23 protein-coding genes are annotated in these 24789 nt (G+C 60.8%); 13 read left to right on the top strand and 10 right to left on the bottom strand.

Translation table 11 applies throughout. From position 1 onward, the window contains the following. Positions 1-197 precede the first annotated feature (197 nt). The 4 genes from NBG89_RS12535 to fabI are packed head-to-tail and all read left to right on the top strand — an operon-like array spanning position 198 to position 5477. A complete protein-coding gene (locus tag NBG89_RS12535; protein ID WP_431320238.1) occupies positions 198-2447 on the top strand; it encodes a DUF3141 domain-containing protein in 2250 nt (749 codons plus the stop codon). Between the two features lie 59 nt (positions 2448-2506). Then, entirely contained in the window at positions 2507-3475 is a 969-nt protein-coding gene (locus NBG89_RS12530; protein ID WP_431320237.1) for a phosphate acetyltransferase, read from the top strand. A gap of 4 nt (positions 3476-3479) precedes the next feature. Continuing rightward, complete coding sequence (locus NBG89_RS12525) at positions 3480-4652, top strand: acetate/propionate family kinase (RefSeq protein WP_431320236.1); 1173 nt, start codon at positions 3480-3482, stop codon at positions 4650-4652. A 42-nt stretch (positions 4653-4694) separates the two neighbouring features. After that, positions 4695-5477, top strand: a complete 783-nt coding sequence (fabI, locus tag NBG89_RS12520; RefSeq protein ID WP_431320235.1) for an enoyl-ACP reductase FabI — start codon at positions 4695-4697, stop codon at positions 5475-5477. A 93-nt stretch (positions 5478-5570) separates the two neighbouring features. Here fabI and NBG89_RS12515 read toward each other — a convergent pair whose 3' ends face one another. From NBG89_RS12515 to NBG89_RS12505, 3 genes are all read right to left on the bottom strand, one after another. Continuing rightward, positions 5571-5810: a tautomerase family protein gene (locus tag NBG89_RS12515; RefSeq protein ID WP_088695202.1), complete on the bottom strand. Its 240-nt coding sequence runs from the start codon at positions 5808-5810 to the stop codon at positions 5571-5573. Between the two features lie 82 nt (positions 5811-5892). Next, complete coding sequence (locus NBG89_RS12510; protein WP_431320234.1) at positions 5893-6606, bottom strand: SDR family NAD(P)-dependent oxidoreductase; 714 nt, start codon at positions 6604-6606, stop codon at positions 5893-5895. 137 nt (positions 6607-6743) lie between these two features. Continuing rightward, entirely contained in the window at positions 6744-7676 is a 933-nt protein-coding gene (locus NBG89_RS12505; protein WP_088695140.1) for a LysR family transcriptional regulator, read from the bottom strand. Between the two features lie 230 nt (positions 7677-7906). Between NBG89_RS12505 and NBG89_RS12500 the strand changes: the two genes are divergently transcribed. The 5 genes from NBG89_RS12500 to NBG89_RS12480 all read left to right on the top strand — a co-directional run bounded on the left by NBG89_RS12500 (position 7907) and on the right by NBG89_RS12480 (position 12959). Continuing rightward, positions 7907-8584: a type 1 glutamine amidotransferase domain-containing protein gene (locus NBG89_RS12500; protein ID WP_431320233.1), complete on the top strand. Its 678-nt coding sequence runs from the start codon at positions 7907-7909 to the stop codon at positions 8582-8584. Between the two features lie 134 nt (positions 8585-8718). After that, positions 8719-10485 (top strand): cytochrome c biogenesis protein DipZ, encoded by a 1767-nt coding sequence (locus NBG89_RS12495; RefSeq protein ID WP_431320232.1) that lies wholly within the window; start codon positions 8719-8721, stop codon positions 10483-10485. Between the two features lie 12 nt (positions 10486-10497). Next, complete coding sequence (gene msrA / locus NBG89_RS12490; protein WP_431320231.1) at positions 10498-11229, top strand: peptide-methionine (S)-S-oxide reductase MsrA; 732 nt, start codon at positions 10498-10500, stop codon at positions 11227-11229. A 243-nt stretch (positions 11230-11472) separates the two neighbouring features. After that, the gene (locus tag NBG89_RS12485; RefSeq protein ID WP_431320230.1) at positions 11473-11691 is read left to right on the top strand and encodes a hypothetical protein; all 219 of its coding nucleotides are present in this window, start codon (positions 11473-11475) and stop codon (positions 11689-11691) included. A 215-nt stretch (positions 11692-11906) separates the two neighbouring features. Then, complete coding sequence (locus tag NBG89_RS12480; RefSeq protein WP_431320229.1) at positions 11907-12959, top strand: alpha/beta fold hydrolase; 1053 nt, start codon at positions 11907-11909, stop codon at positions 12957-12959. Between the two features lie 204 nt (positions 12960-13163). Here the strand turns inward: NBG89_RS12480 and NBG89_RS12475 are convergent, their stop codons facing one another. The 5 genes from NBG89_RS12475 to NBG89_RS12455 all read right to left on the bottom strand — a co-directional run bounded on the left by NBG89_RS12475 (position 13164) and on the right by NBG89_RS12455 (position 19500). Further along, positions 13164-14072 carry a DUF1003 domain-containing protein gene (locus NBG89_RS12475; RefSeq protein ID WP_431320228.1) on the bottom strand — a complete coding sequence of 303 codons (909 nt, stop codon included), beginning with the start codon at positions 14070-14072 and terminating at the stop codon, positions 13164-13166. Between the two features lie 329 nt (positions 14073-14401). Beyond that, the gene (locus NBG89_RS12470) at positions 14402-15751 is read right to left on the bottom strand and encodes a HAMP domain-containing sensor histidine kinase (protein WP_431320227.1); all 1350 of its coding nucleotides are present in this window, start codon (positions 15749-15751) and stop codon (positions 14402-14404) included. Beyond that, positions 15751-16488, bottom strand: coding sequence for a response regulator (locus NBG89_RS12465; RefSeq protein ID WP_431320226.1), 738 nt, complete (start codon positions 16486-16488; stop codon positions 15751-15753). The genes NBG89_RS12470 and NBG89_RS12465 overlap by 1 nt, the downstream gene beginning before the upstream one ends. A 190-nt stretch (positions 16489-16678) precedes the next feature. Further along, positions 16679-16882 carry a hypothetical protein gene (locus NBG89_RS12460; RefSeq protein ID WP_431320225.1) on the bottom strand — a complete coding sequence of 68 codons (204 nt, stop codon included), beginning with the start codon at positions 16880-16882 and terminating at the stop codon, positions 16679-16681. Between the two features lie 209 nt (positions 16883-17091). Further along, positions 17092-19500 carry a glucan 1,4-alpha-glucosidase gene (locus tag NBG89_RS12455; RefSeq protein ID WP_431320224.1) on the bottom strand — a complete coding sequence of 803 codons (2409 nt, stop codon included), beginning with the start codon at positions 19498-19500 and terminating at the stop codon, positions 17092-17094. A 166-nt stretch (positions 19501-19666) separates the two neighbouring features. Between NBG89_RS12455 and NBG89_RS12450 the strand changes: the two genes are divergently transcribed. Then, positions 19667-20410 carry an ROK family protein gene (locus NBG89_RS12450; protein ID WP_431320223.1) on the top strand — a complete coding sequence of 248 codons (744 nt, stop codon included), beginning with the start codon at positions 19667-19669 and terminating at the stop codon, positions 20408-20410. 206 nt (positions 20411-20616) lie between these two features. Here NBG89_RS12450 and NBG89_RS12445 read toward each other — a convergent pair whose 3' ends face one another. Further along, complete coding sequence (locus NBG89_RS12445) at positions 20617-21363, bottom strand: glucose 1-dehydrogenase (protein WP_431320222.1); 747 nt, start codon at positions 21361-21363, stop codon at positions 20617-20619. Positions 21364-21470: 107 nt separating this feature from the next. Between NBG89_RS12445 and NBG89_RS12440 the strand changes: the two genes are divergently transcribed. Next, positions 21471-21815, top strand: a complete 345-nt coding sequence (locus NBG89_RS12440; RefSeq protein ID WP_431320221.1) for an ArsR/SmtB family transcription factor — start codon at positions 21471-21473, stop codon at positions 21813-21815. A gap of 46 nt (positions 21816-21861) precedes the next feature. Here the strand turns inward: NBG89_RS12440 and NBG89_RS12435 are convergent, their stop codons facing one another. Then, a complete protein-coding gene (locus tag NBG89_RS12435; RefSeq protein ID WP_431320220.1) occupies positions 21862-22767 on the bottom strand; it encodes a universal stress protein in 906 nt (301 codons plus the stop codon). A 266-nt stretch (positions 22768-23033) separates the two neighbouring features. On the opposite strand from NBG89_RS12435, the gene NBG89_RS12430 reads away from it, so the two are divergent. Next, on the top strand, positions 23034-24062 hold the full coding sequence (locus tag NBG89_RS12430; protein ID WP_431320219.1) for a CorA family divalent cation transporter: 1029 nt from the start codon (positions 23034-23036) through the stop codon (positions 24060-24062). Positions 24063-24294: 232 nt separating this feature from the next. Then, positions 24295-24789, top strand: a complete 495-nt coding sequence (locus NBG89_RS12425; protein WP_431320218.1) for an RrF2 family transcriptional regulator — start codon at positions 24295-24297, stop codon at positions 24787-24789.

Raw genomic sequence — 24789 nt, 5'->3', positions numbered from 1 at the left:
GGGCGCCATTCAAGAACGGCGTATGCTACCGTAAAATACGTTGGGTGCTCCGCCCGATGCGCCTATGCTGCATCTGCTAACAAAACATGTGTCTGACAGCGCGAGCTGTTCGTTCACAGAGTGGACGCAGAGCGAGAATACTATCGCGAGCATAGGAACTTGATCCTCGATGAGAGGGTGAACGAGGGAGCTTTGGCATGCGGTACTCTTCCTATCTTCCGACGGCCGGTTTCGCCGCTCAGTTTGGCCCAGCCGGTCTTGCTTTCGATTATGCCTTGGATGCCGCTCAGCGCAGCGTGCTGTTCTGGGACGTCATGCGCAAGCGCGGCAACCAATACCGGGCTCATGCCGAAGCGACAGCGCCGCATGTTCTAAGCTTCACACCCGAAATTGTGCTCGATGGACGCACGCTCGAGCGGCCGGTCAACTACGCGCTGGTCCGGATTGTCCCGCCTGATGGAATAGAGGTTGACCAGACACGCCGACCGTTTGTTGTCGTCGATCCGAGAGCCGGACATGGGCCGGGCATCGGAGGGTTCAAAGCAGACAGCGAAATCGGCGTCGCGCTGAGAGCTGGGCATCCATGCTATTTCATCGGCTTCCTTCCCCAGCCGGTGCCGGGACAGACGATCGAAGACATTGCTCGAGCGGAAGCGATCTTTCTGGAGAAAGTCATTTCGCTGCATCCGCAGGCCGACGCCAAGCCCTGCGTGATCGGAAATTGCCAGGCGGGCTGGGCCGTCATGATGCTCGCTGCCATGCGCCCGGAACTCTTCGGATCGATTATCATTGCCGGCGCGCCGCTGTCCTATTGGGCTGGTGAGCGCGGCAAGTATCCGATGCGCTATACGGGCGGGTTGCTGGGTGGCAGCTGGCTCACCGCGTTGACAAGCGACCTTGGCCACGGACAGTTCGACGGCGCCTGGCTGGTTCAGAATTTCGAGAACCAGAATCCTGCCAACACGCTCTGGACCAAGCAGTATAATCTCTACTCGAAGATCGACACCGAAGCGCCGCGCTATCTCGGCTTCGAGGAATGGTGGGGCGGACACGTCAGCCTGAATGCCGAAGAGATCCAGTTCATCGTCGATGAACTCTTCGTTGGCAACAATCTCGCGGCAGGTCGTATCGAGGCATCCAACGGCGAGGCAATCGATCTTCGCAACATTCGTGCGCCGATCGTGGTCTTCTGCTCCAAAGGGGATAACATCACGCCCCCCGCACAAGCGCTCGGGTGGGTCCTGGACCTCTATGATGACGTAAACGAGATACGTTCGCACGGGCAGACGATCGTCTACACCGTTCACGAAACCATCGGCCATCTCGGGATCTTCGTGTCCGCGAGCGTTGCCCGCAAGGAGCACGGAGAATTCTCCAGCAACATCGACCTGATCGATGCGTTGCCGCTAGGCCTCTATGAGGCGATTTTCGAAGCTAAGACCGATGAGACCATCGGCGGCGATCTCGTCGAGGGCGATTGGATCATGCGCTGCGAGGCAAGGACGCTCGATGATATCAGAGCGCTCGGCTGCAATAGCGCCGAGGACGACCGCCGCTTTGCGACGGTCGCCAAGGTGTCGGAAATCAACCTCTCGCTTTATCGGACGTTCCTCCAGCCTGTTGTCCGCGCGATGATGCCCGAGTGGGCGGCCGATCGGTTGCGCGAAGCGCATCCACTCCGGCTGCAGTACGAGCTGTTTTCTGACGTCAATCCCCTGATGGCGCCGATTGCAGACCTTGCCGTTGACGTTGAGGACGAGCGGCGCCCGGTTGCTGCCGACAATCCCTTCCTGGCGTTGGAACAGGCATTCTCGCGGCAGATTGTTGCGGGGCTGGATGCATGGCGCGAAGGAATAGAGGCGTTGAGCGAGGCGACGTTCCTCTCCGTCTATGGCTCTCCGCTTTTGCAGGCGGCGGTCGGTATCGACCCGTCGGATACGAAGCCACACCGGCGCGCCAGCAAGACCGGACTCCATCGTCAGGTCCTCAGGACGAAGGTGGAGGAACTCAAGGCGCAGATCGGCAATGGCGGGCTTCGCGAAGGCCTAGCGCGCAGCCTGCTTTACGTCGCCATGGCAAGCGGCGCAGCCGATGAGCGTGGATTTGCCGCGATCCGGCGGATGCGGAGCGCCGAGAACGGAATGCCTGCAATGACGCTTTCGGAGTTCAAGGCGTTGATCCGTGATCAGTTCCTCATGCTGCTGATCGACGAGGAAGCTGCCGTGAATGCAATTCCCCGTCTGTTGCCGGCAGAGGAGGGTGTTCGCAGGGAAGCGCTTTCTTCCCTCCAGCAGGTTTTGAATGCGCGTGGGCCGCTTTCCGAAGAAGCCGAGCGGCGTTGGCAGCGGATCGTCGGGCTCTTTGATCTTTTGTCGGAGCCGCTTGCCGAACCTGCTTCGCCGCCGAAGAAACCGACGCCACTCAAGGCCGTGAGGCGTGCAAACTAGCCAAAGGTTGCGCAAACGTCGGGGACTTGCCCTCGTCCTTCAACACGGAGCATGTGCAGATGTCGGATTTGGACAGCGTTGATGAAGAATCTGGTCGTCATCAGAAATATGAGCGGCTGATCGCAAAGGCAAAGCAGGTCCCGCAGATGCGAACGGTCGTCGCCCATCCCTGCGACGAGACATCGCTGCGTGGAGCGGTCGAGGCGGCTGAGGTCGGATTGATGCGTCCGATCCTTGTTGGGCCAGCAGAGAAGGTGCGCGCGGTCGCCCAGTCACACAACCTCGATATCTCGCCGTTCGAACTGGTCGACGTGCCGCATAGCGATGCAGCGGCGGCCAGGGCAGTAGAGATCATCCGGGAGGGCGGTGCCGACCTCCTGATGAAGGGGAGCCTGCACACGGATGAGCTCATGCGGGCCGTGACCTCGTCCACCACTGGACTTAGGACGGCGCGCCGGATCAGCCACGTGTTCGTCATGGATGTCCCGCACTATGCGGAAACGCTATTGATCACTGATGCCGCAATCAACATTGCGCCGGATCTCGATGCCAAGCGGGATATCATCCAGAATGCGATCGATCTCTTCACGCAGGTCGGCCTCGGCGTACCGCGGGTGGCGATCCTTTCTGCCGTCGAAACCGTCACGTCGAAGATACCCTCGACCATCGACGCAGCCGCTCTCTGCAAGATGGCAGAGCGCGGGCAGATCACGGGTGGCATTCTCGACGGTCCACTTGCTTTCGACAATGCGATCGACCCGGAAGCGGCAAGGATAAAGGGCATACAGTCGCCGGTTGCCGGACATGCCCAGATCCTGGTTGTGCCCAATCTCGAGGCCGGCAACATGCTGGCGAAGAACTTGACTTTTCTGGCACGGGCGGATGCGGCAGGCGTCGTTCTCGGTGCGCGCGTGCCCATCATCCTGACATCCCGCGCCGATTCGGTCCGGGCGCGTCTCGCCTCCTGCGCCGTCGCAGTCTTGCTTGCCGATGCGCGTCGTCGCACGGCACCGATACAGGGCGGTTGAAGCCATGGATACCATCCTCGTCGTGAATGCCGGTTCATCGAGCCTGAAGTTCGAAGTGTTTTCGGTCGCAAATTCGCTGGTACGGCTGATTAAGGGACAGATGGAAGGGATCGGAACCGCGCCGCACCTCGCCATTAAGAGCGCCGGCGGCGAGCAACTGACGAACGAAAATTATCCGCTCGAAGCTGTTCCCAACCTGCCGGCGGCGATGCGTCTGGTCGGAGAATGGCTGCGGCAGAGACAGGAGGGGCGGCCGATCGCCGTCGGTCACCGCGTTGTCCACGGCGGCCCCAACCATTCACGTCCGGCGCGCATCGATACGGAGTTGCTTCGCGAACTTGAGCAGTACGCGCCGCTGGCGCCTTTGCACCAGCCGAACAATCTCGCGCCGATCCATGTGCTGCTGGAACGCCAGCCAGAGCTTCCGCAAATAGCGTGCTTCGACACGGCCTTTCATCGCGGCCATGACCCGATGACGGACCACTATGCGATTCCCCAACGTTATTTCGAGGAGGGCGTCCGCCGCTATGGCTTTCACGGCCTGTCCTATGAATATGTGGCCGGAAGGTTGACTGAGATCGCGCCCGCTGTCGGCAAGGGACGGGTTGTCGTTGCGCATCTTGGGAGCGGGGCATCGATGTGCGCGTTGCATCAGGGCGTGAGCGTCGAGAGTACGCTCGGCTTTACCGCGCTCGACGGCCTGCCGATGGGCACGCGATGCGGCCAGATCGATCCCGGTGTGCTGCTATACCTCCTCCAGCAGCATGGCATGACTGCACCACAACTGCAGGACCTCCTCTACAAGGAGTCAGGCCTCAAGGGGCTTTCCGGCATCAGCAACGACGTGCGCGACCTGCTTGCCAGCGACGAGGCCAGCGCGAGGCTCGCGCTTGACCATTTCGTCCATCGCATCGGCCTCAATGCTGGTGCATTGGCGGCTGTGCTCGGCGGGCTGGACGCCTTCGTTTTTACCGCTGGCGTCGGGGAAAATTCGCCGGTGATGCGTGCACGGATTGCAAAGAAGCTGGAATGGCTTGGCGCCTTCCTCGATCCGGCGCGGAACGACGCCGGTGATCTGCTTGTCTCCAGCGACGACAGCAAGGTCGCCATCTATGTTGTGCCGACAGACGAGGAACTGATGATCGCGCGGCATACGCTCGCGCTTATCGCAGCATAGGTCGCGCCACGTGCAAGTTTTAGGGCTGAAGAGAGGGCTGACATGATTCCCGAGGTAAAAGCCAAGCTTCTCGAAGGAAAACGCGGACTGGTGGTCGGCATCGCGAACGATCAGTCGATCGCTTGGGGCTGTGCCAGAGCGTTTCGCTCCTTGGGCGCGGAGCTCGCGGTGACCTATCTCAACGACAAGGCCAAGCCCTACGTCGAGCCGCTGGCCGATGTGCTCGAAGCGTCCATCTTCATGCCGCTGGACGTTGCGATGCCGGGACAGCTCGAGGCCGTCTTCGATCGTATTACGGAGCAATGGGGCGAACTCGATTTCGTTGTGCATTCAATTGCCTTCTCGCCCAAGGATACGCTGCAGGGACGTGTCGTCGATGTGCCGCATGACGGCTTCCTGAAGACGATGGACGTCTCCTGCTGGTCGTTCATCCGCATGGCCCATCTCGCCGAACCGCTGATGAAACGCGGCGGCACGCTGTTCACGATGACCTACTACGGCAGCCAGATGGTGGTGAAGAACTACAATGTGATGGGTGTTGCCAAGGCGGCTCTCGAAAGCGCCGTTCGCTATATTGCCGCCGAACTTGGGCCTAAGGGCATACGCGTTCACGCCATCTCACCTGGCCCGCTGGCGACACGTGCGGCGTCCGGCATCCCGGAATTCGACGAACTCCTGAGCAAGGCGCAGGAAACCGCCCCGACTCGCAGCCTCGTCTCCATCGATGACGTTGGTATGGCGACTGCTTTCCTGGCTCATGACGCGGCGAGATTGATGACGGGCGATACGATCTACATCGACGGCGGCTATCACATCATTGACTGATGCGATGCGTGCGGGTTGCTCTTCAAGGCAATGCACGAGCGCCAAGACCCGCCGCCTATGTGGCGACGGGTCCGGCACGGGCGTTCGGCAGCGTCAGGAATTGGCTGCGGCGGCGCGCTGTTTGCGGTATTGCACAGTGGGCAGACCGCCCCAGCCCCAATTGTCGAGATCGACTTCTTCGATGACGACATAGGTGGATTCAAGCGGCTTGTTGAGGACGTCGAGCAGCACTTGGCTGACGCCCTTGATGATCGCGGCCTTTTCCTCGGCCGTTACCGAATTGCGGTCGGGTGTGCTTCCCTCGCGGGTAACCTGTACAGTGACGATAGGCATTGCAGTCTCCAATGAAAGAGAATTGTTTGCGTCTTTGACGGCTGCCGCGCTGCTGCAGCGCTGCTGCTCCGTAGTGTGCTGGCTACCAGCGGCCGGCGTTCGCGCCGCCGTCGACATGGAGGATCTCGCCGGTGATGAAGCCCGCGGTCTCGAGATAGAGGACGGCGTCGACGACGTCGCGAATGTCACCCATGCGGCCGACCGGATTCAGCCCGGCGAGTGCCGAATGCCTTTCGACCGGATGCATCGGTGTCTTGATGATCCCTGGAGAGACCGCGTTCACACGAACGCCGCTCTTCGAGAACTCCATCGCCAGCGACCGGGTGGCCGCGTTCAGACCGCCCTTGGTCAGGGAAGCAAGCACGGAGGGCACGCCAGCGATCGGCTGGTCGACGAGGCTGGTGGTGATGTTGATGATGTGGCCCGAACCCTGTTTCACCATCTCCGCGGCGGCGCGCTGGGTGATGTGGAAGAAGCCGGCCACATTGACACCGAGGTTATGGTCGTAGTCTTCCTGGGTCATTTCGACGAACGGCTTGGCCAGGAAAACGCCGGCATTGTTCACCAGTGTGTCGATGCGGCCGAAGCGCTGAAGCGCCTCGCGGACGACGCGCTCGGCAGTTTCGGGCTTGCTGATATCGCCGGGGACGGCGAGGACGCCGCTGTCCGAACTGGGCTCGATCGACCGGGAGGTGGCGACGACGCGATAGTTCCGGTCGCGGTAGGCCCGCACCAATTCTGCGCCGATGCCTTGCGATGCGCCTGTGATAATGGCGACCTTCTGTTGCATGCTCATGATGTGATCCTTCCAATTGCCGCGGCCGTTGCGTTGGGCCGCCCTACGCCCTCGGCGTGGTGCAATTGATTTAGATCCGTTCTGCATCTGGGAGAATTGCCGCTGCCTGAGCGACAATCAACCGGATTTCGGCATAATCAGGCGAGAGTGCCTGCAGCTGCTGCCATTTGCGCGAATTCGGACCGTAGGCGAGGCGTTGCGAAATCCACAAAGGCGCGAACTTTCGGCACCGACATGCGGCCATGCGGCGCAAGCAGATGCACGGGCAGCGGCGGGTATTCGGCGTCGGCGAGGACGATCTTCAACCGTCCGTCGCGCACATAAGATGCGACATGGTAGGAATAGAGCCTCGTCAGGCCGCCGCCAGCAGCAGCGGAAGCGGCCGCGGCACGAACGCTATTGACGATGCACCGCGGCGCGAAGTGAACCGTGCGCGGGATAGAGGAACCTTTCGTCGGCGTGAAGCTCCAGGAATCCAAGCCGAAATTGCTGAACGCGACGATCTGGTGCTTCGCCAGGTCTGCGGGTTCGTTGATGCGCGGATGGTCGGCGAGATAGCGAGGAGAGGCGACCACGACGCGTCGCACGTCGCCACCGAGACGGGTGGAGACATGCGAGGAGTCCGACAGGTGGCCGATACGCACGGCAAGGTCGACGCCCTCGTCGACGAGATTGACGAACCGGTCCAGCATCAGAAACCGGACAGAAACCGTCGGGTGAAGGTCAAGGAAGTCGTCCAGTATCGGGCGCAGCACCTCTTCTCCAAGAATCGGCGGTGCCGAAATGGTCAGGGTTCCGCGCGGTGCCGCCCGCTCGCCCCCCGCCAGCATGTCGGCCTCCTCAAGATCGACCAGCACGCGCCGACAGGCTGCCGCATAGCGTTGACCTGCCTCGCTCAGCTTCAGCGTCCGGGTCGTCCGGTGTAGCAATTCGACACCGACATGCGCCTCCAGGAAGCTCAGGGCGCGACTGACTGCCGTCGGCGATCGTTTGAGATTGCGGGCCGCTCCGGCGAGACTGCCCTCGTCAATCGCCGTCACAAACACCTTCATTGCGTCGATGCGATCCATTGTGCCGCCTCGCGGAATAGTGATTGTCCGGCGGCGAGTATTCACCCGAAATCGGCAGGAAGTAAATACCGAGAGGTGGGGCAGGACAGGTTGCGACACCGCTCTATCTGTTGGGTAAGCCGGCACCTGTTCAGGGGTCGATGACAAGCCCAGGGGGTGAAGTGCTCGCGGGATACGAGAGTGACCGGCCAAACCGCGTCTTGCGTTCGCTCAACAAAGGGAGATTGACGATGAAGATTCTGATGGTTTTGACGTCGCATGATCAACTCGGGAATACCGGCCGGCCAACCGGCTTCTGGCTCGAGGAGTTTGCTGCGCCCTACTATGTGTTCAAGGATGCGGGCGCCGAGATCACCTTGGCGTCGCCGAAGGGTGGGCAGCCGCCGATCGATCCCAAGAGCGACGAGCCGGCCAACCAGACGGAGGCGATGGCGCGTTTCAAGGGCGATCCTGCCGCGCAAAAGGAGCTGGCAAACACGGCAAAACTCAGCGACGTCAAGGCGGAAGGTTTCAACACCGTCTTCTATCCCGGTGGTCACGGTCCGATGTGGGACCTTGTCAACGATAGGAACTCGATCGCCCTGATCGAAAGCTTCTACAATGCGGGCAAGCCGATCGCCTTGGTTTGTCATGCTCCCGGGGTCCTAAAAAAGGTAACCCACCAGGGGCAGCCGCTCGTCAAGGGCAAGCGTGTCACCGGCTTTGCGAACAGCGAGGAGGAGGCTGTCCATCTCACCGAGGTCGTGCCCTTTCTCGTCGAGGATGAGTTGAAGCGTCTAGGTGGACACTATGAGAAGGCCGGCGATTGGATCGATTTTACAATTGTCGACGGGCGGCTGATAACGGGGCAGAACCCAGCGTCATCCGGCTCGGCTGCCAAGAAACTGCTGAAGCTTCTGAACTCTTGAGCCAGCGGCTGCGGTCGCTTGCATTCTGATACAAATCGGGTGGAACACGACATATCCGGGATACTTCGGACTGATCCCCTGCAGCCACCGTCAACGACCAGTGCGTAAGCACCGGTCAACTGCAGGGTACGAAAATGATCCTATTTCTCATCGCCTATCTTGCAGGGGCGCTGACCATTGTCAGCCCCTGCATTCTTCCGGTCCTGCCATTCGCCCTGTCGCGGGCAGGTCAACCGTTTACAAGAAGCATCCTGCCGATGCTGGTCGGCATGATCCTGACCTTCGCTGGCGTGGCAACGCTTGCTGCGGTCGGTGGAAGCTGGGCCGTGCACGCCAACGAAATCGGCCGATACGCTGCCATCGCTTTGATCGCCGGCTTCGGCGTGACGCTGCTTTCACCGCGCATGGCGGCGGTGGTAACGCGGCCGGCCGTGGCACTGGGCAGCCGCCTCTCGCAGCAGGCAAGCGGCAAGAAGGGGAGTGCCGGCACCTCCTTCCTTCTCGGCGTCGCGACCGGTCTTCTCTGGGCACCCTGTGCCGGCCCGATCCTCGGGCTTGTCCTGACCGGTGCCGCGCTGCAGGGGGCGAACGTGCAGACGACGCTCCTCCTGGCGGCCTACGCCGCAGGTGCCGCTACCTCGCTTTCAATGGCTGTTCTTGCCGGAGGAAAGGTGTTTGCCGCGATGAAGCGATCGCTCGGGGTTAGCGAACGTCTGCGGCAGGCGCTCGGCGTCGCCGTGTTGGCCGGCGTTGCGGCAATTGCGCTTGGACTCGATACTGGTTTGTTGTCGCGCCTCTCCTATGCGAGCAGCACCCGCATCGAGCAGTCGCTGCTCGACAGGCTGCATGACGCAAGCGATGTCGCCGGTAGGCCGACCGGCAATGCGATGCAGCTTGCCGCGAACGATCCGCGTAAGGGATACCAGAGCGATTTGCCGGTGCTTGGTCGCTTCGTGTCGCTTGAGGGTGCGGTGGAATGGTTGAATTCGAAGCCGCTCACGGCCGAAGAATTGCGCGGCAAGGTCGTTCTGGTCGATTTCTGGACCTACTCCTGCATCAACTGCATTCGGACAATCCCCTACGTTCGGGCCTGGGCCGAGAAATACCGGGATCAGGGCCTCGTCGTGATCGGCGTCCATTCGCCGGAATTTGCCTTCGAGAAGCGGATCGACAATGTCCGTCAGGCGATCGACAAGTTTCAGATCGGCTATCCCGTCGTGATCGACAACGACTTCAAGATCTGGCGGTCATTCGGCAACAACTACTGGCCTGCCCACTACTTCATCGATGCTAAGGGCCAGATCCGTCACACCCAGTTTGGCGAGGGAGACTACGAACAATCCGAACGGGTGATCCAGGATCTGCTGGCGGAAGCTGCGGGCAGCAAGAAGGCCGACGCGGCCACCGTCACGCCGGACGCCAAGGGTTCCGAGGCGGCGCCCGACCTCGCGCAGTTGCAGTCCGGTGAATCCTATATCGGATACCTCCGCGCCGCCAACTTCGTCTCGCCGGAAGGTGTGGGAACAGATGTTGCGCGTGATTACACGGTGGGAAAACCTAATCTCAACGAATGGGGTTTGACAGGCAAGTGGACCGTCGGCGATGAGCAGGCCTCGCTGGATCAGGCCGGCGGAGGCATCACCTATCGGTTCAGCGCGCGGGATCTGCATCTCGTGCTTGGACCCGGCGCGGACGGCAGGAAGATCCGCTTTCAGGTGAAGGTGGACGGCGCAGCGCCAGGCGCGGACCACGGTTCGGATATTGACGCCGAAGGCAACGGCACTGTTTCGGAAACCCGGCTCTATCAACTGGTGCGCCAGTCGGGAGACGTGCGGGAACGGACGTTCGAGATCCGCTTCTTCGATCCTGGTGTCGAAGCATTCGTCTTCACTTTCGGATGAAAGGACAGAACAATGAAAAATCGACGGGAAAACTCTTCGACCTCTGTCGGTACTATCGCACGCCTCGGCCTTGTGGTTCTGGCGGTGATGGGTGGCAGCGGCCTTGCGCTGAAATTGAACGGCGGATCGAAATCTGAGGAGGCCAGGCGCGTTCCTCTAGCCCTGCATGACGTGGCCGCAGCGCCGGAAACGCAGTCGCTGGTGCTGGCTGGCGGCTGCTTCTGGGGCGTCCAAGGGGTGTTTCAGCACGTTGTCGGCGTTGTGAGCGCCACGGCTGGGTATGCCGGCGGGAGTGCTGCGACTGCGACCTACGAGATGACCGAGACCGGGCAGACCGGTCATGCCGAAGCGGTGGAGGTCGTCTTCAATCCGCAGCAAGTCACCTACGCCCAGTTATTGCAGATCTTTTTCTCTGTGGTTCACGACCCGACGCAGGTGGATCAGCAAGGGCCTGATATCGGGATGCAGTACCGCTCGGCGATCTTTCCACGGAACGGCGAGCAGGCAAAGGTCGCCTCCGACTACATCACGCAACTGGGCAAGGAACGCGCGTTTAATCGCTCGATTGTGACTTCGATCGAAGTCGGGAAGACGTTCTATCGCGCGGAGGCCTATCATCAGGACTACGTCTACAACAATCCCAGCCAACCCTATGTCTACATCTACGAGCAGCCGAAAATCGACGCTCTGAAGCAGCTTTTCTCGGCGCAGTATCGGGAGCGACCAGTGCTCGTCGCGGACTAGGCAGTTGACCTTGGCCATAGGTATGCCGCGGGCGGATGCATCGCCTGCGGCATTGGAGGGTCGATATGATTCCGGATCGGGGTCGGTCGAAGCGGCTCAATCGGCGCCTACACCGCAATACAGTTTTGACGCGTCCGAACACATTCGAGATACGCGCAGCCGTCACGCTGAATTTTACCGCTCCCCTGGAGGGATCCGGGTTCCGGATTGGTCTAAACGGGCCAAGCAATTGAGGAGAAAGCAATGCGCATTCTAATCACCACCTTCGCAATGCTCGCGTTGGCCGCTGTGCCATGCGCCTGGGATAGTGCTCCGGATGAGCCGCCGCCGATCGCGGCACTGTTCCTACCGTTGTCATTGCCGGATGCTGGCTCGAAGGCGCCCGCGCAGATTGCGAAGGCCTCCTTCGTGGCGACGTCGTCCGACAACGTATTCGCAGCTGTCGTCGGCGGACTCCGCTAGATTCCCGCGTTTGCCAACAATGGCCCGGTTCCCCGAACCTGAGTGTCGCTGAGCCGAACACTCAGCTCAGGTCGCTCAATTATCGCCGAATGTATGCCAATGTATCTCTCGACCTGATCCCTACACCTGCATGCAATTCCCGCCATCGGGCACACATTGGGTACACACGCCTACCGGCTTCTAAGAATGTCTTTAACGCAATCTGGAGAACATCGATGGCAGAGGAAATCAATCAAAAGAGGCGGCGGTTCATGGGCGTGGCGGCTCTGACTGTCGCGGCCGCGCAACTGGGCGTCATCGGGACGAGCGTTGCACAAGCTGCGACACCGGGCGCCGCCCGCATTCCCGCCATCGCGCCGGGCACCAACACGTCGTTCGGCACAATCAAGCAGATCGATGCCGGTCTGCTAAATGTTGGCTATGCCGAACTTGGAGCGAGCGACGCGCCTCCGGTCATTCTCCTGCACGGCTGGCCCTATGACATCCATACCTATGTCGATGTTGCACCGCTGCTCGCCACAGCCGGCTATCGCGTCATCGTGCCCTATCTGCGTGGCTACGGCACGACGCGTTTCCTCTCCGACCAGACGATGCGCAACGGTCAACAGGCTGCAATCGCTGCTGATATCATCGCGCTCATGGATGCGCTGAAGATCGAAAAGGCGCTGATTGCCGGTTGTGATTGGGGAGCCCGGACCGCAGACATTATCGCGGCTCTTTGGCCTGAGCGTTGCAAGGCGCTGGTTTCCGTCAGCGGCTATCTTGTCGGCAGTCAGGAAGCCAACAAGGCGCCGCTGCCGCCGAAGGCGGAGCTCGCGTGGTGGTATCAGTTCTACTTTGCCACCGAACGTGGGCGCGAAGGCTATCAACAATACCGGAGCGAGTTCGCCAGGCTGATCTGGCAGCTTGCGTCACCGAAATGGAATTTCGACGACGCGACCTTCAACCGCAGCGCCGCTGCGCTTGAAAATCCAGATCACGTCGACATCACCATCCACAACTACCGTTGGCGGATCAGTGCGGCCGAGGGCGAGCGCAGGTATGACGAGTTCGAAGCGCGGCTGGCCAAGTTCCCGGTTATCGGTGTGCCGACGATGACCCTGGAAGGCGATGGGAATGGCGCGCCTCATCCGCAACCGGCGGCCTATGCCAAGAAGTTCTCGGGCAAGTACGAGCACCGGCTGATCACCGGCGGCATTGGTCACAACCTGCCGCAAGAGGCACCGCAAGCCTTTGCGCAGGCCGTGATCGACGTCGATCGATTCTGATCGGCTTCCCGGCGGCAGCGCAGCGGTTCGCCGCGACGTCCTCCAATTCACGTGGTTTGAATTTTGCGGTGTTGGGTAGCGAAGCCTACCAACCGCGGCTTTCGGCGAGTTGGTTCAAACCATTCATGGGCGGCTCATTCATATGTTTGATATGTGACACCCAGCATGTTGGATTAACCGTCCCTGTCGGAGCGGCTATTCTACCTATTCGTCGCTCTCTTCCGCCTTGGGCGTGGTGCTAAAGAGGTTCTTGAGCGCATTGGTTTTGGTCTTTTGCGCCTTGCTCATCTTCAGCGCGCGATTGGCGGCCTTGGCCTGTTCCAGCATCATTTCAATCTGGATCTGCTGGATCTCGGTCAATCGTTCCCACTGCCGGTTCAACAGGTGATCGACCTTTTCATGGAGGTGGCGGATTTCCAACTCGGCCTTCAGATTGACCTTATAGTCGTTGAGCGCCCGCAACCGATCCTTTGATTCCTGGCGGCGCTGGCTCATCATGATGATCGGCGCCTGCAGCGCTGCAATGGTCGAAAGGATAAGGTTCAGCAGGATGAAGGGATAGACGTCGAAGGCAGCCTTCTCGCCAAGCATCAGATTGATTCCCATCCAGACGGCGAGGAACAAGCAGAAGGAAATGATAAAGGTCCAGCTTCCGCCGAAGGCTGCGACGACATCGGCGACGCGGTCGCCGATCGAACGGTGTTCCTCGTAGTCCTCTTCGATGTTTTCGGCGAGCGTGTCGTGGCTCTTCAGGCTCTCGACGACTTCGTCCTCCAGGTTGGAGAGCTCGCCTCGTTCGTCGCGCAGTAGCTCGGCAATGTACTGGCCGCGATAGTCATCGACCACCTTGCGGCTGATGTAGTCGTCCGAACGGAGGCCTGGGTGCTTCTGCCGCATGAAATCCGCGAGCGAGGGGCGCATATCGTCAAAATGGATGGCCTCCTTTTTCTTCAATGTGGCGCCCGTGATCGCGTCCACCAGCTTGACTGACTTTGCCTTGGCCTGAGCGAGGCTCTTGGTGTAGTCATCCATCTCGACGGTGGCAGCCTCTCCGTGGCCGGCGTCGAAGTCGACGATTTCTCCTGCAAAGTCCAAGGGCTTCTCTTCTGCCATCTGCTGATCCTCGTTCCCGATTTTCGCCCGTCTAGCCATCAATCCGAACAGGATTGTGACATTGATCTCCCCCGCAAACTTAGGGGCTTGATGGCTGCCCTCGCAGGGGTTCCAAGAGACCCGCCGCAGCCTGCTTTAGAGACGCAGGCGGATGTTCTTTTGCCATATTTTCGGTCCCTCGGCACTGGCAGGAATGGCGCCACCACGGCGTTACGAGTAGCGGATGCCACCAATTGCAGCAATCGGCCCATCACCGCCATTGGAATAGTCTCGACGTGCCTTGGCGGGACTCCCTTTGATACTCGGATGACCGGTTTCAGCGACAGCCGTCAAGGGCTGCCGTTCTTTTGTCCATAGTGAGTGATGGTTATCTCGGCCACCAGGCCGCCACCGTCCCGGTTGTGCAGCGTCAGCGACCCGCCGATTGCAGCGGCAAGCTGCACGGCGATAGCCAATCCAAGGCCGGTTCCGCCGGTGTCGCGACTACGCGACTGCTCAAGGCGGAAGAAGGGTTTGAGGACAGCTTCCAACTGGTCATCGGGGATACCGGGCCCACGATCCATCACCCTGATGACGATGGCCTCGTCGGCGCGACGCTGTACCTCGATCTCGGCGCTGCCGCCGAACTTCAGCGCATTGTCGATGAGATTCGTGAGCACGCGCCTTAAGGCGTGCGGGCGCGTCATGATCGCGCCGTTGCTTATCTGCGTTATCGCAACATCCTTGCCGGTGTCCTGATAATCGTAGACAAGGCTCTCGATGAAGGACGAAAGGTCGATGCGCGACGCTTTCTCGACGTTGCCATGGGCGCTGCGCGCATAGGTGACGCCTTCCTTGACGAGCCGTTCGATCTCGCTGAGATCCTGCATCAACTTATCTCGATCGCCGAAATCCTCGGCCATCTCAGCCCTGAGCTTCATGCGCGTGATCGGCGTTTGCAGATCATGCGATATGGCCGCGAGTATCTGTACGCGCTCCTCGAGATATTGGGCGATGCGCTCGCGCATTGCGTTGAAGGCGGTCGCAGCGTAGGCGACTTCGCTTGGCCCTGTCTCGCTGAGGCGAGGGGTTTTCACGTTCGGATCGAGCGTGTCTGCCGCTTTCGCCAGGTTGACCAGAGGGCGAATGGCCTGACGCACGGCAAACCAGCTGCAGAGCACCAGCAAAGCCAGTTGTGCGACGAGTACATAGGGCAGCCAGTCGGCGAGAGGCATGACGCCAGCCGGGTTGACGTCTATCGTCAAGGGCGTGCCGTCGCTGAGAGCAAGATGCGCCTGGAGGCGAAAGTTCGGACCGGGGATGGTTTCGACCGTGATCGGATATTTGGACCCGATCGCCGTCCTCACCTTGGAGGCAATTTCGGTGCCGCGCGCGTCGAGCGCCGGCGTTCCCGGCAGGCCCGGCCCCAGAACAAATCTGTAGCTCCCCCGATCAAGACGATCGAGCCAATCCGCGCGCTCGTCCGGTGGGAGCCGATCGAGGATAGCGATTGAGGTCGAAACATCGTTTTCGAGGGTGTTGAACATCATCGACTTTGCAGCCGTGTAGCGCTCGAAAAACAGCACTGTGAACGACATGGCATGCGCAATCGCCAGACCGGCAAGCAGAATAAGAAACAGGCGCGCTCCGAGGGTGCGTGGCCACAGGCGAAATCCATTCAGAAGGGCGTGCGTCGCCATCAGCGGGCCTCGGTGATCTCGATCGGCATTGAAAAGACATAACCCTCGCTGCGGACGGTCTTGATATAGATCGGCTCTCGGGCGTCGTCGCCGAGACGCTGGCGGACACGGCTGACCAGAAGGTCGATCGACCGATCGAAAAGCTCGGCGTCGCGGCCCTGCGTCAGGTTGAGAAGCTGGTCGCGGTTGAGAACGCGCTGGGGGTGGTCGATGAAGACGCGCAGCAGGCGATATTCGGCACCGCTAAGCGCGATCACCGTCCCGTCGGAATCGATAAGGTGGCGTGCCGTGGTGTCCAGTTTCCACTTGCCGAAGCTCAGCAATTGACCGGCCTCCGACACCTGCAGATTGGGTGGCAGCATACGGGTACGCCGAAGGACAGCTTTGATGCGGGCCAACAATTCGCGTGCCGAAAACGGTTTGGCGAGGTAGTCGTCCGCACCCATCTCGAGACCGATAATGCGATCCATCTCGTCGGTGCGGGCCGTCAGCATGACGATGGGTATGGCCCTGTGTCGGCCGGCACGCAACTCGCGGCTAAGAACGAGGCCGTCGTCGCCGGGCATCATGACGTCAAGGATGATTAGATCAACCGAGTTCGCTTCGAGAAAGGAGCGCATATGCCGCCCGTCCGAAACGGCGGTGACGCGCAGGCCATTCTTTTTCAGGTAGCTCGATACGAGCTCCCTTATTTCGCGATCGTCATCGACAATCAGGATGTGGTCGATATGTTCCATCGCGCGATCTCCATTATTGCACTGCTACCGACGCCCTTGATGTATCCGGCATATGTTTGCGGCATTCAGGCTTGCATCTCGCTGTATCCTGCTGCTCGTTGGATACATTGCGACACAATCTCTGTACCTTGAATTCTCTTGAGAAGTCATGGAAATCGCTCAAGTTGGCGCGACGGCGGTTGGTCGGTAACTATCCAGCAAACAGGCTGTCGATCAGTTCGGAGGTCGAGCCCTGCCAAAGCTCACCTTCTCCAGTTCCTGCCCACAACGACAGAAAGTCCGCCGAGCCTTTTGCGACCGAGGCGGCTCGCAAATCGCGGGTAAACTTGTTTTGCGCGGGAAACGGCATGATGGCATCCGCATTCGGCGTCATCTCTCGTCGATCTCGGCACATCCGGTCTCCTTTCCTAGAGGGTATAGTTCCTTCGTTCCCCCGAAACAGGCTGTATTGCATGGACGATGCTTAGCGAAACCTATCTCGCAGATGCCGGCGTCGCGACTCTTGCGCTCAATCGCCTGCTTCGACAAGCTGGTTGGGCAGGTCCGAGGATTTGGACGCCCAGCGTGATTTTCCAGACAAGCAATGTGCTTTCGGGGAGGGGTTCAAACCACTTCGATTTTGAAATCCGTACCTTCCCACCGCTGCGTATCCGTCCAGAAAACCGTAAAGACGATCGTGCCGGGACCGAGCGCTTTCGTCGGCAGGTCGCAGACGTAGGTGCCAAAGCCGGTATCGCGGGCATGGCTGTCGGTGGCAGTTGCCCAACCGTCGGTGGACCAGTGTATCAGGGCGGGCTCAGGCAATTCGATGCGCAGGGCGCGGCCGGGCGCCATATGGATGCGCTTGGCGTTTGGCCGCCACGAGAAAGGCGCTGGCGCAGGCTTTGCCGCGACATAGCGAGCAAAGGTCTGCGGCGGCATGTCGAAGATTACGCCGTCGCGGATCGAGCGCAGCAGCTTTATATGTTCCGCATGAGCCCAGACCAGGGGCATGGCACTGCCGGAAGGACGACCGAGGAAGAGCTCGCGTTCCGGCACATCATCGCTATCCCAGATCTGCTCCGGCAGGAGCCCGCCACCGCTAGCCGAGGCCTCCAGCGCTGCCAGTAGGCGTTGCGCCTCGTCCCGTCGTCCGGCGGCGAGTTCGTAGTGGGCGCGCTCACCGGTCAAAAGTGGCCAAAGCCTCCCGACACCGCGGCCGGCGAACGGGGCGCCACCGATCCGTTCGCCGTAGCCGTCTTCATTGTACCGGTACCAGTAAGATCCGGTCGGCAGGTCACGGCGCAACTCGGCGTCAATCGCTGCGATCGTGCCTAGGATGCGGGGGTCGTCGGCGGCCCGGAGACCGAACCGTACGAGGGCGAGCGCGTCGGGGCTGAGGAGAAGGTCCGCCTCGAGCACGGCGCCGCCATCGTCGCGGTTGCGGATCGGGATGAAGTCTCGACCGAGCGAAGACGCGCCGTCCGTCGCCGTGGCAATGCGAACATAGTAACCGTCGATGCCAAGACGGCGCGACAACTCCGTATCGGTGGCGTAGGTCCACTCCTCGATGCGCTCGTTCCAGCCATCAGCCACCTCCCGCAGATATTGCGCAGCAGACAACCGCCCGGCCGCTTCCGTCGCATCAGCCGCTGCGAGCAACCCGGCGATCTCGACGGCGAGCGTGAAGGGCGAGTAGCCCGCGTCCTCTTCCCAGCGATCCTGCTGGGTGGCGGGCCCATTCGTGACGATATAGGCCGCGGCGGCCTCGATCATCGGCAGATATCGGCCGGTCTCCGAGAGACCGATCACGCCGGCACGCAAAAGCATGTCGTAAAGCAGGATGGGAAAGGCCGTCTCGTCCATCTGGATGCCGTGCCAGTAGGGCCGACCATCGAGCCAGGCGTTTTGCACCCAATGGCCGTCCGCTTCCTGGATCGCCGAAAGATAATCGAGCACCGAACGCGCATCGGCCTTGGCGCCTGCGGCGAGCAATCCGCCTGCCGTTTCCACCAGATCGCGGGTCCAGACCAGATGATAGCCACCGAGGTCGTCGTCGCTCTTGTTGAAGCCCCACGGGATGGAAAGGCTGGCGATGATGGCGCCGGAGGCATCGTCGCAGTGGGTGGCAAGCACGCTGGTACTGACACGATATTGGTTCAACTGGGTGGGATTATGGGGCTCGTCGAGGGCAAGCAGGCCGGCCTGCCAATCCCGCCAGCCGCTCAGATAACGTCTGAGCGCTGGCTCGATACCCTGTTCCAAGCTGAGGATTGCACGGAATGCAGCCTCTTCCGGCTGCGTTCCGAAGCCTATGGCGACCAGTGCCCGCCCTTCGCCAGCCTGCAGGTCGAGCGTTCCCGATAGCGCAACGTTGCCGGATGCGGCATAGCTGTACTCTTCTTTCAGTCCCTCGCCACGCGACAGCGTCTGCCAGCCATCGGAAAAGCCGACATAGCCTGCCGAACGTGCCAGCCAGGGTACAGAGGCGGCAACCGCGAGCACCCGTCCGGAGCCCTCGGCAAACAGCATCGGCCTGCCCTTGAAATCGGCGCACCAGGCGGTGTTGTCGGCACCCCCATTCACGAGATGCGGCGCTACGAGAGCATGCAGCTGGTAGCGGGAAAGGTTGCCGATCAACGCCTCGAAGCGGACGTCCTGCAGCACGACCTCCCGCTCAGGATCTGAGAAGACGGTCTTGGTGATGCGATAGCGACCATCGCGGGCAGTGTTGATGAGGCGGAAAGCCGGAACGCCATCCTCGATCGCCTGCACCTGATGATCGGCGTCGCGCTTCTCCTCGGAAAAGTAGTCATCGGCCGTCACGATGAAACCGAAATCACGCACGCAGGCCATATCGAGCCGGGGCGCATAGATCTCGTTGAGGATGCCGTGGCTTGCCGTGAACCAAACGGGACTTGCCGGGCCAATGGCGGTACCGACCGCGCTCTTATCACTTGATGTCCAGCGAGGCTCAATACCGGGAGCGCCGGGAGGGTCTATGGAACCGGGGGGTAAGATCGGAAAGCTCAAGTGATGATCCTCCGCTTAGTATGCACCATCTTCAGTGAGCCATCCTTGGGTTGAAATCAAGCGACACCGCATTGCGCGTGGCGCTTGACAGACGGTACCGATCTTGCGCCGATACGCAGCGCGGGAAGGATTGAGTGCACGGACCGGGCAAAGGAGCGTGAAAGAGATGACAGACATAGCTGGAAGCCCTGTTGCGGAGCAGGTGCGGACCTCTGGCAGGCCCGAGGCCGGTGCTGCGCCAGCCGGCCGTATCGTGCTTGCCGTCGATGTCGGTGGGTCGCATGTGAAGGTCGAACTCAGCAGCGGCAGCGAGCGGCGCGCGGTCGAATCTGGCGACCAGATGACGGCGACCAAGATGGTGGCGTCGCTGCGCGATCTTACCAGCGACTGGCATTACGATGTCGTCACCATGGGTTACCCCGGCCCCGTGGTCGGCAACCGGGCTGCGGCCGATCCCTTCAATCTTGGCCCCGGATGGAAGAATTTTGATTTCGAAGTCGCCATCGGCCGGCCGGTGCGGATGGTCAATGACGCACTGATGCAGGCGATCGGCAGCTATGAGAAGGGCCGGATGCTCTTCCTCGGCCTCGGCACCGGCCTCGGCTCGGCCATGATCGCCGAGAATGTCTGCATGCCTCTGGAATTGGCACACATGCCTTACCGGAAAGCAACCTTCGAGGACTATGTCGGCGAACGTGGTTTGAAGCAGCGGGGCAAAAGCAAATGGCGAAAATCGGTCTTCGATGTCGCGGATCGTCTGGCGGCTGCTCTACTGCCTGATTACATCGTCATCGGCGGCGGCAATGTCGACCGACTCAAGGAGTTGCCGCCGAAGTGTCGACGCGGCAATAACGACAACGCTTTTCGCGGCGGCTTCCGTGTCTGGCTGGACGATAGCCTGCAGATTTGAGCGACAACGCCTCCGGCCGGATCGCGCCAAAGGCCGATATGGAGCCATTCCCCAAAGAGCGCTGCCATCCATCTTCAAAGGGAGCGGGGCCATCGGAAACCAATAGCTGCAGGAAGCGCAGCGATCCGCGTCTAAGCCGTCGCGCGCTACAGCCGCGAGGCGATGTGCGTGCCCGGTGAAGGAGCACGCGCACCATCAACGGATCATTAGCGAAAACCGCCGCTGGCGACCAGTCGTTCGCCGGTCAGCCAGCGGGCATCGTCGGAAGCGAGGAAGATGGCGATCCCGGCGATGTCGTCCGGCTGACCGATGCGGCCGAGCGGGGTCTGGGTCACTGCGCTGCGCTCGAAATCCGAGCCGATAAACCCTGCTGTGTGGGTTCCCTCGGTCTCGACGATGCCCGGGAGAATCGCGTTGACCCGGATTTTGCGCGGCCCCAGCTCATTGGCAAGCACGCTGGTAATGCTGTCCACTGCGCCCTTGGTCCCGGTGTAGACGCTGGAGGCTGGCGGAGCCAGACTGGTCGCCGCCGACGAGATGTTGATGATGCTGCCGCCCTCATCGAGATGCTTGAGCGCTGCTTTGGTGCTCAGCAGGACGCCCAGAACGTTCACGTCGAACATGCGACGATATTGTTCCTCGGTCACCTGCTCGATCGGCGCGAATTCGTAGACGCCGGAGTTGTTGACCAGCACGTCGAGCTGACCGAATTCCTTGACCGCAGCGTCCACCAATCCCTGCGCCTGTTCGGCCTTCGAAACGTCGCCCTGGACTGCGATGGCTTTGCCACCTGCCGCCGTGATCGTCTCGACCACTGCGTCTGCTCCCGCCTTGCTCGAAGCGTAGTTGACCACCACCTGTGCGCCTTCGGCTGCGAGTGCCCTTGCGATCGCGGCGCCGATCCCTTTGGAGCCCCCCGTCACGACGGCGACTTTTCCAGCGAGCTTACCCATCCTGCATTCCTTTCTACTTGGAGTGCCGTCGGAAATGGCGGCATTGTTCCGTAGTTCGGAAATTCGGAACTGTTGATCTTGGTTTCAAGCCCCCATATACAAAAATCATGAGACCGCTCTTTCATCCAGCAATAGAGGACGTACGGCCTGAAGCGATCCTGCATGCCCTCTCCGATCCGGAGCGTGCGGCGATATTCGCGCAAATTGCAGGCAGCGGTTCGGGCGGGACGTGCGCTGCGTTTGCCAACATGCGCGAGCGCGTAATCCCCAAGTCATCACTATCGAACCACATCAAGGTGCTGCGCGAGGCAGGCCTTGTCCGCTGCGAGCGTCAGGGTGTGGAAATGCGTAACCATTCGCGCTGTTCGGAATTGGATGAACGCTTTCCAGGTCTCGCTGCGGCCATTCTGAGTGCTTACGGATGGCTTCCCCGAGAGGCGAAGGCAGATTGACAGCCATAACGGGTTGGGCGAGCCGTCTTTGCGCTCGGCGTTTCGTTTAATGGCTCATCAGCAGGGGAACGGTGGCATGGGACAGCAGGCGATAGGTGACACGGCCGAGGAGAAGTTCGAGCAGATAACCGTGCTTGAACGCGCCAATCAGAATGCACGTGGCGTTCACCGATGCGCCAAAGTCGAGGATGGTGTTGCCAACCGAGCGGCCGGTTGACGAGGTCACGACAATCTCGGCATCGAGCCCCAGCTGACGGCAGATTTCCCTCGCGGTGGTCTCGTAGTGCCTGTTCGGCCTATCGTCGACGCAGAGCACGGTTATGCGGCTGGCGGCAAGGAGCCAACGCCTTGCAGCAACCATTGTGCGCCGCGCATGCTCATGCGGCTTCCAGCCGATCAGCACGTGGTCCAGCAGACGTCCGCGGTAGCCGCTGGCCGGCGGGACGAGCACAAGCTTGCCTTCATGAAAGAGGACATTGTGGAAGACATCGCGGGCATCGAGGTTGCCCCTGTAGGGCGTTATGACAAGCGACGCATTCTGACAGACGTCGCCGACGCAGCGGCGCAGGTCACCCTGGCAGTCGCCGAGTACCAGGCTTTGCCGGTGAGGAGCGCTGAGTTTCCATTCGCCGAAGAGCCGCTTGACGCGCTCGTAGCGCTCGTGGGTCGATCCTTCCTCAAGCTCCCGCAGCATCTGCAATTCGATTTCCTCAGCCGACACAAGCATCGCCAGTGGGTCGGCACCGATGTGTACGGCGGCGATGCTATCCTGCACGGCATCGGCCGCGTCGTCGGCCAGATCCAGGCAGGACTGTGCCGAAGCCGGATCGGGCAGCAGCGCGATAACATCGGCATCCCGAGTGAGGTCACGAACGTTGCGCGGCACTGCGCCTGCGTTAGGCGCGTTGAAGCCTTGTGACCAGTTTTGGTGATCGCTGGCTGTCGTGGTCAAGCCGGCCCTCCTTCCTTGGATCGGCCTCGCAGAGTTACCCGGTGATAATACGCCAATACGGTCGGTGTTGAAATCGTCTCGGCAGATGTAGGCGACCTATTTTGAGAACTTGTCGACTAGGCGGGCGCCGGCACTACAGGTGGCGTGATGTCGCTGGCATTGTTTGCAGCGGTCTTGCGCCTTGATCGCGACCTGTTAGAATTTCGGGTGCCAAGCTTTTGTGTTGGCTGCATTTTTGGGTTCCCTCTGGCGATGTGCGGTGCGCGATGGAGATGCCAGCTACCTCTAAGCTCAGTTATGGCGCGGAGCCCGGATTACGCTTCGCCCTGCTCTTGGACGGGCGGGGTGGCTGTACTCAGCTGGATATTGCCCAAGCGCGACGATGGAAGCCCGAGGACGGGATCATCTGGCTGCATTTCGAACGCAATCATGCGGCGGCGGCCGATTGGATCAACAGGGAAAGCGGCCTCGACAGCTTCGTCAGGGAAGCGCTTCTCGAAGAGGAGACGCGGCCACGCGTCGAACCGGTCGACGATGGGCTCTTGATCATCCTTCGCGGCGTGTGCGCGACCGCTCCGGACGAAGAGCTGGAGAAGCAGACCGATATCGATCTCGTGCCGCTGCACATGTGGGTCGACGTCGACAAGGTTATCTCGCTACGGGACCGCGGTCACTACATTACCGCGCTTCGCGACATTCGTCTGGCGCTCGAGAAAGGCAAAGGCCCGCATCGAACTGGAGATCTCCTGGCGCTGATCGGCGACAAACTTGTGCGCGACCTGGAGCCCGTGCTCGACTCCATGGATGAAGAGGTGGACGAGCTTGACGAGATGATCTTTCACGGTGAGGCAAGCGAGGTGCGCGAGCGCTTGAAGCTGTTGCGCCGGCGGTCCGTTCAGCTTCGCCGTTACCTTGCACCGCAACGCGATGCTTTGAACCGTATCGAGCATGACGACGCGCCATGGCTCCTTGAGCGCGACAAGTTGCGGATGCGCGAAGTGATCGACAAGCTGATGCGCTTCATTGAATACCTCGACGCTATCCGCGACCGCACGGGCATTCTGCATGACGACCTTTCGACCGTGATCAGTGAGCGGATTGCGCGCAACTCCAACCGACTGGCGGCGCTGGCGGCCCTGCTGCTGCCGCCAAGCGTGGTGGCCGGCTTGTTCGGGATGAACGTCGGAGGCATTCCGGGGGTCAACGACACCTGGGCCTTCATCATCATCGTTGTGTTCGTGACGGTCACATCGGTTGCGACGCTCTGGGTGCTTCGGCGGATCGGCTGGCTCTAGCCAGTGACAGTTACGTGTACAGGCAATGCGTTCCGGCAGTGAGGGCAGCACGCGCCATGTGGGTGGCCACGGCCTTCATCGTCATTTCGCTATGCGCGCCGCGTCGCTGATCTCCGCGCCTTACCCGAGGTTTCAGTCACGTCGCCGTGATTTCAACCACGCGTTCTTGACAATGGATTTGCGCGGCAAATATCTGTGATCTCCGGCTTCAGACGTAAGGCCCCAACTCAGCATGATCGACACGCGCTTTTCGACTGCTTTACAGATTGTCATCAGTGTGGCTGTCAACGAAGAGGCAAATCTCCGCACCACGAGCCAATCACTTGCGCAAGGGCTCGATACAAGCGCCAGCTTCGTACGCAAACTGCTGCTGCCGCTTAATGAAGGCGGCATCCTCGCCACCGCTCAGGGTGGCAAGGGCGGTATCAGCTTGGCGCGGCCGCGCAACCAGATATTGCTCAGCCAGATCTATGCTGCTGTAACCGGCGACAAGAAGATCTGGGCGACCCGGCACGACATCCCGCATGAGGGCCTTGTGGGCGAGAATATCGGCGATCTCTCGGAGTTTCTTTGCGATCGAGCCGAGCGGGCCGTCGTCGACATGCTTGGTTCGGTGACCATCGAAGACAGCGTGGCGGAGCTACGCCGCCTCGAGGCACAGAAATCGGCCGGCGCCCGGCAGCCGGCGGATGCGAGCTTCGTGAGCGACCGCCACGCCGCCGAATAG

The sequence above is a fragment of the Rhizobium sp. YTU87027 genome, assembly GCF_050644135.1.
Lineage (GTDB): Bacteria > Pseudomonadota > Alphaproteobacteria > Rhizobiales > Rhizobiaceae > Rhizobium.
Note: the sequence above shows the minus strand (reverse complement) of the source record. Positions and strands in the feature narration are given on the sequence as shown.

Excerpts from the sequence above, each read along its gene's own strand:
- NBG89_RS12500 (WP_431320233.1), top strand. The coding sequence starts at position 7,907 with ATGAAGATTCTGATGGTTTTGACGTCGCATGATCAACTCGGGAATACC.
- NBG89_RS12510 (WP_431320234.1), bottom strand. The coding sequence starts at position 6,606 with ATGAGCATGCAACAGAAGGTCGCCATTATCACAGGCGCATCGCAAGGC.
- NBG89_RS12465 (WP_431320226.1), bottom strand. The coding sequence starts at position 16,488 with ATGGAACATATCGACCACATCCTGATTGTCGATGACGATCGCGAAATA.
- NBG89_RS12475 (WP_431320228.1), bottom strand. The coding sequence starts at position 14,072 with ATGGCAGAAGAGAAGCCCTTGGACTTTGCAGGAGAAATCGTCGACTTC.
- NBG89_RS12470 (WP_431320227.1), bottom strand. The coding sequence starts at position 15,751 with ATGGCGACGCACGCCCTTCTGAATGGATTTCGCCTGTGGCCACGCACC.
- NBG89_RS12505 (WP_088695140.1), bottom strand. The coding sequence starts at position 7,676 with ATGGATCGCATCGACGCAATGAAGGTGTTTGTGACGGCGATTGACGAG.
- NBG89_RS12530 (WP_431320237.1), top strand. The coding sequence starts at position 2,507 with ATGTCGGATTTGGACAGCGTTGATGAAGAATCTGGTCGTCATCAGAAA.
- NBG89_RS12525 (WP_431320236.1), top strand. The coding sequence starts at position 3,480 with ATGGATACCATCCTCGTCGTGAATGCCGGTTCATCGAGCCTGAAGTTC.
- NBG89_RS12445 (WP_431320222.1), bottom strand. The coding sequence starts at position 21,363 with ATGGGTAAGCTCGCTGGAAAAGTCGCCGTCGTGACGGGGGGCTCCAAA.
- NBG89_RS12425 (WP_431320218.1), top strand. The coding sequence starts at position 24,295 with ATGATCGACACGCGCTTTTCGACTGCTTTACAGATTGTCATCAGTGTG.
- NBG89_RS12485 (WP_431320230.1), top strand. The coding sequence starts at position 11,473 with ATGCGCATTCTAATCACCACCTTCGCAATGCTCGCGTTGGCCGCTGTG.
- NBG89_RS12480 (WP_431320229.1), top strand. The coding sequence starts at position 11,907 with ATGGCAGAGGAAATCAATCAAAAGAGGCGGCGGTTCATGGGCGTGGCG.
- NBG89_RS12460 (WP_431320225.1), bottom strand. The coding sequence starts at position 16,882 with ATGTGCCGAGATCGACGAGAGATGACGCCGAATGCGGATGCCATCATG.
- NBG89_RS12495 (WP_431320232.1), top strand. The coding sequence starts at position 8,719 with ATGATCCTATTTCTCATCGCCTATCTTGCAGGGGCGCTGACCATTGTC.
- NBG89_RS12440 (WP_431320221.1), top strand. The coding sequence starts at position 21,471 with ATGAGACCGCTCTTTCATCCAGCAATAGAGGACGTACGGCCTGAAGCG.
- msrA (WP_431320231.1), top strand. The coding sequence starts at position 10,498 with ATGAAAAATCGACGGGAAAACTCTTCGACCTCTGTCGGTACTATCGCA.
- NBG89_RS12430 (WP_431320219.1), top strand. The coding sequence starts at position 23,034 with ATGGAGATGCCAGCTACCTCTAAGCTCAGTTATGGCGCGGAGCCCGGA.
- NBG89_RS12515 (WP_088695202.1), bottom strand. The coding sequence starts at position 5,810 with ATGCCTATCGTCACTGTACAGGTTACCCGCGAGGGAAGCACACCCGAC.
- fabI (WP_431320235.1), top strand. The coding sequence starts at position 4,695 with ATGATTCCCGAGGTAAAAGCCAAGCTTCTCGAAGGAAAACGCGGACTG.
- NBG89_RS12450 (WP_431320223.1), top strand. The coding sequence starts at position 19,667 with ATGACAGACATAGCTGGAAGCCCTGTTGCGGAGCAGGTGCGGACCTCT.
- NBG89_RS12535 (WP_431320238.1), top strand. The coding sequence starts at position 198 with ATGCGGTACTCTTCCTATCTTCCGACGGCCGGTTTCGCCGCTCAGTTT.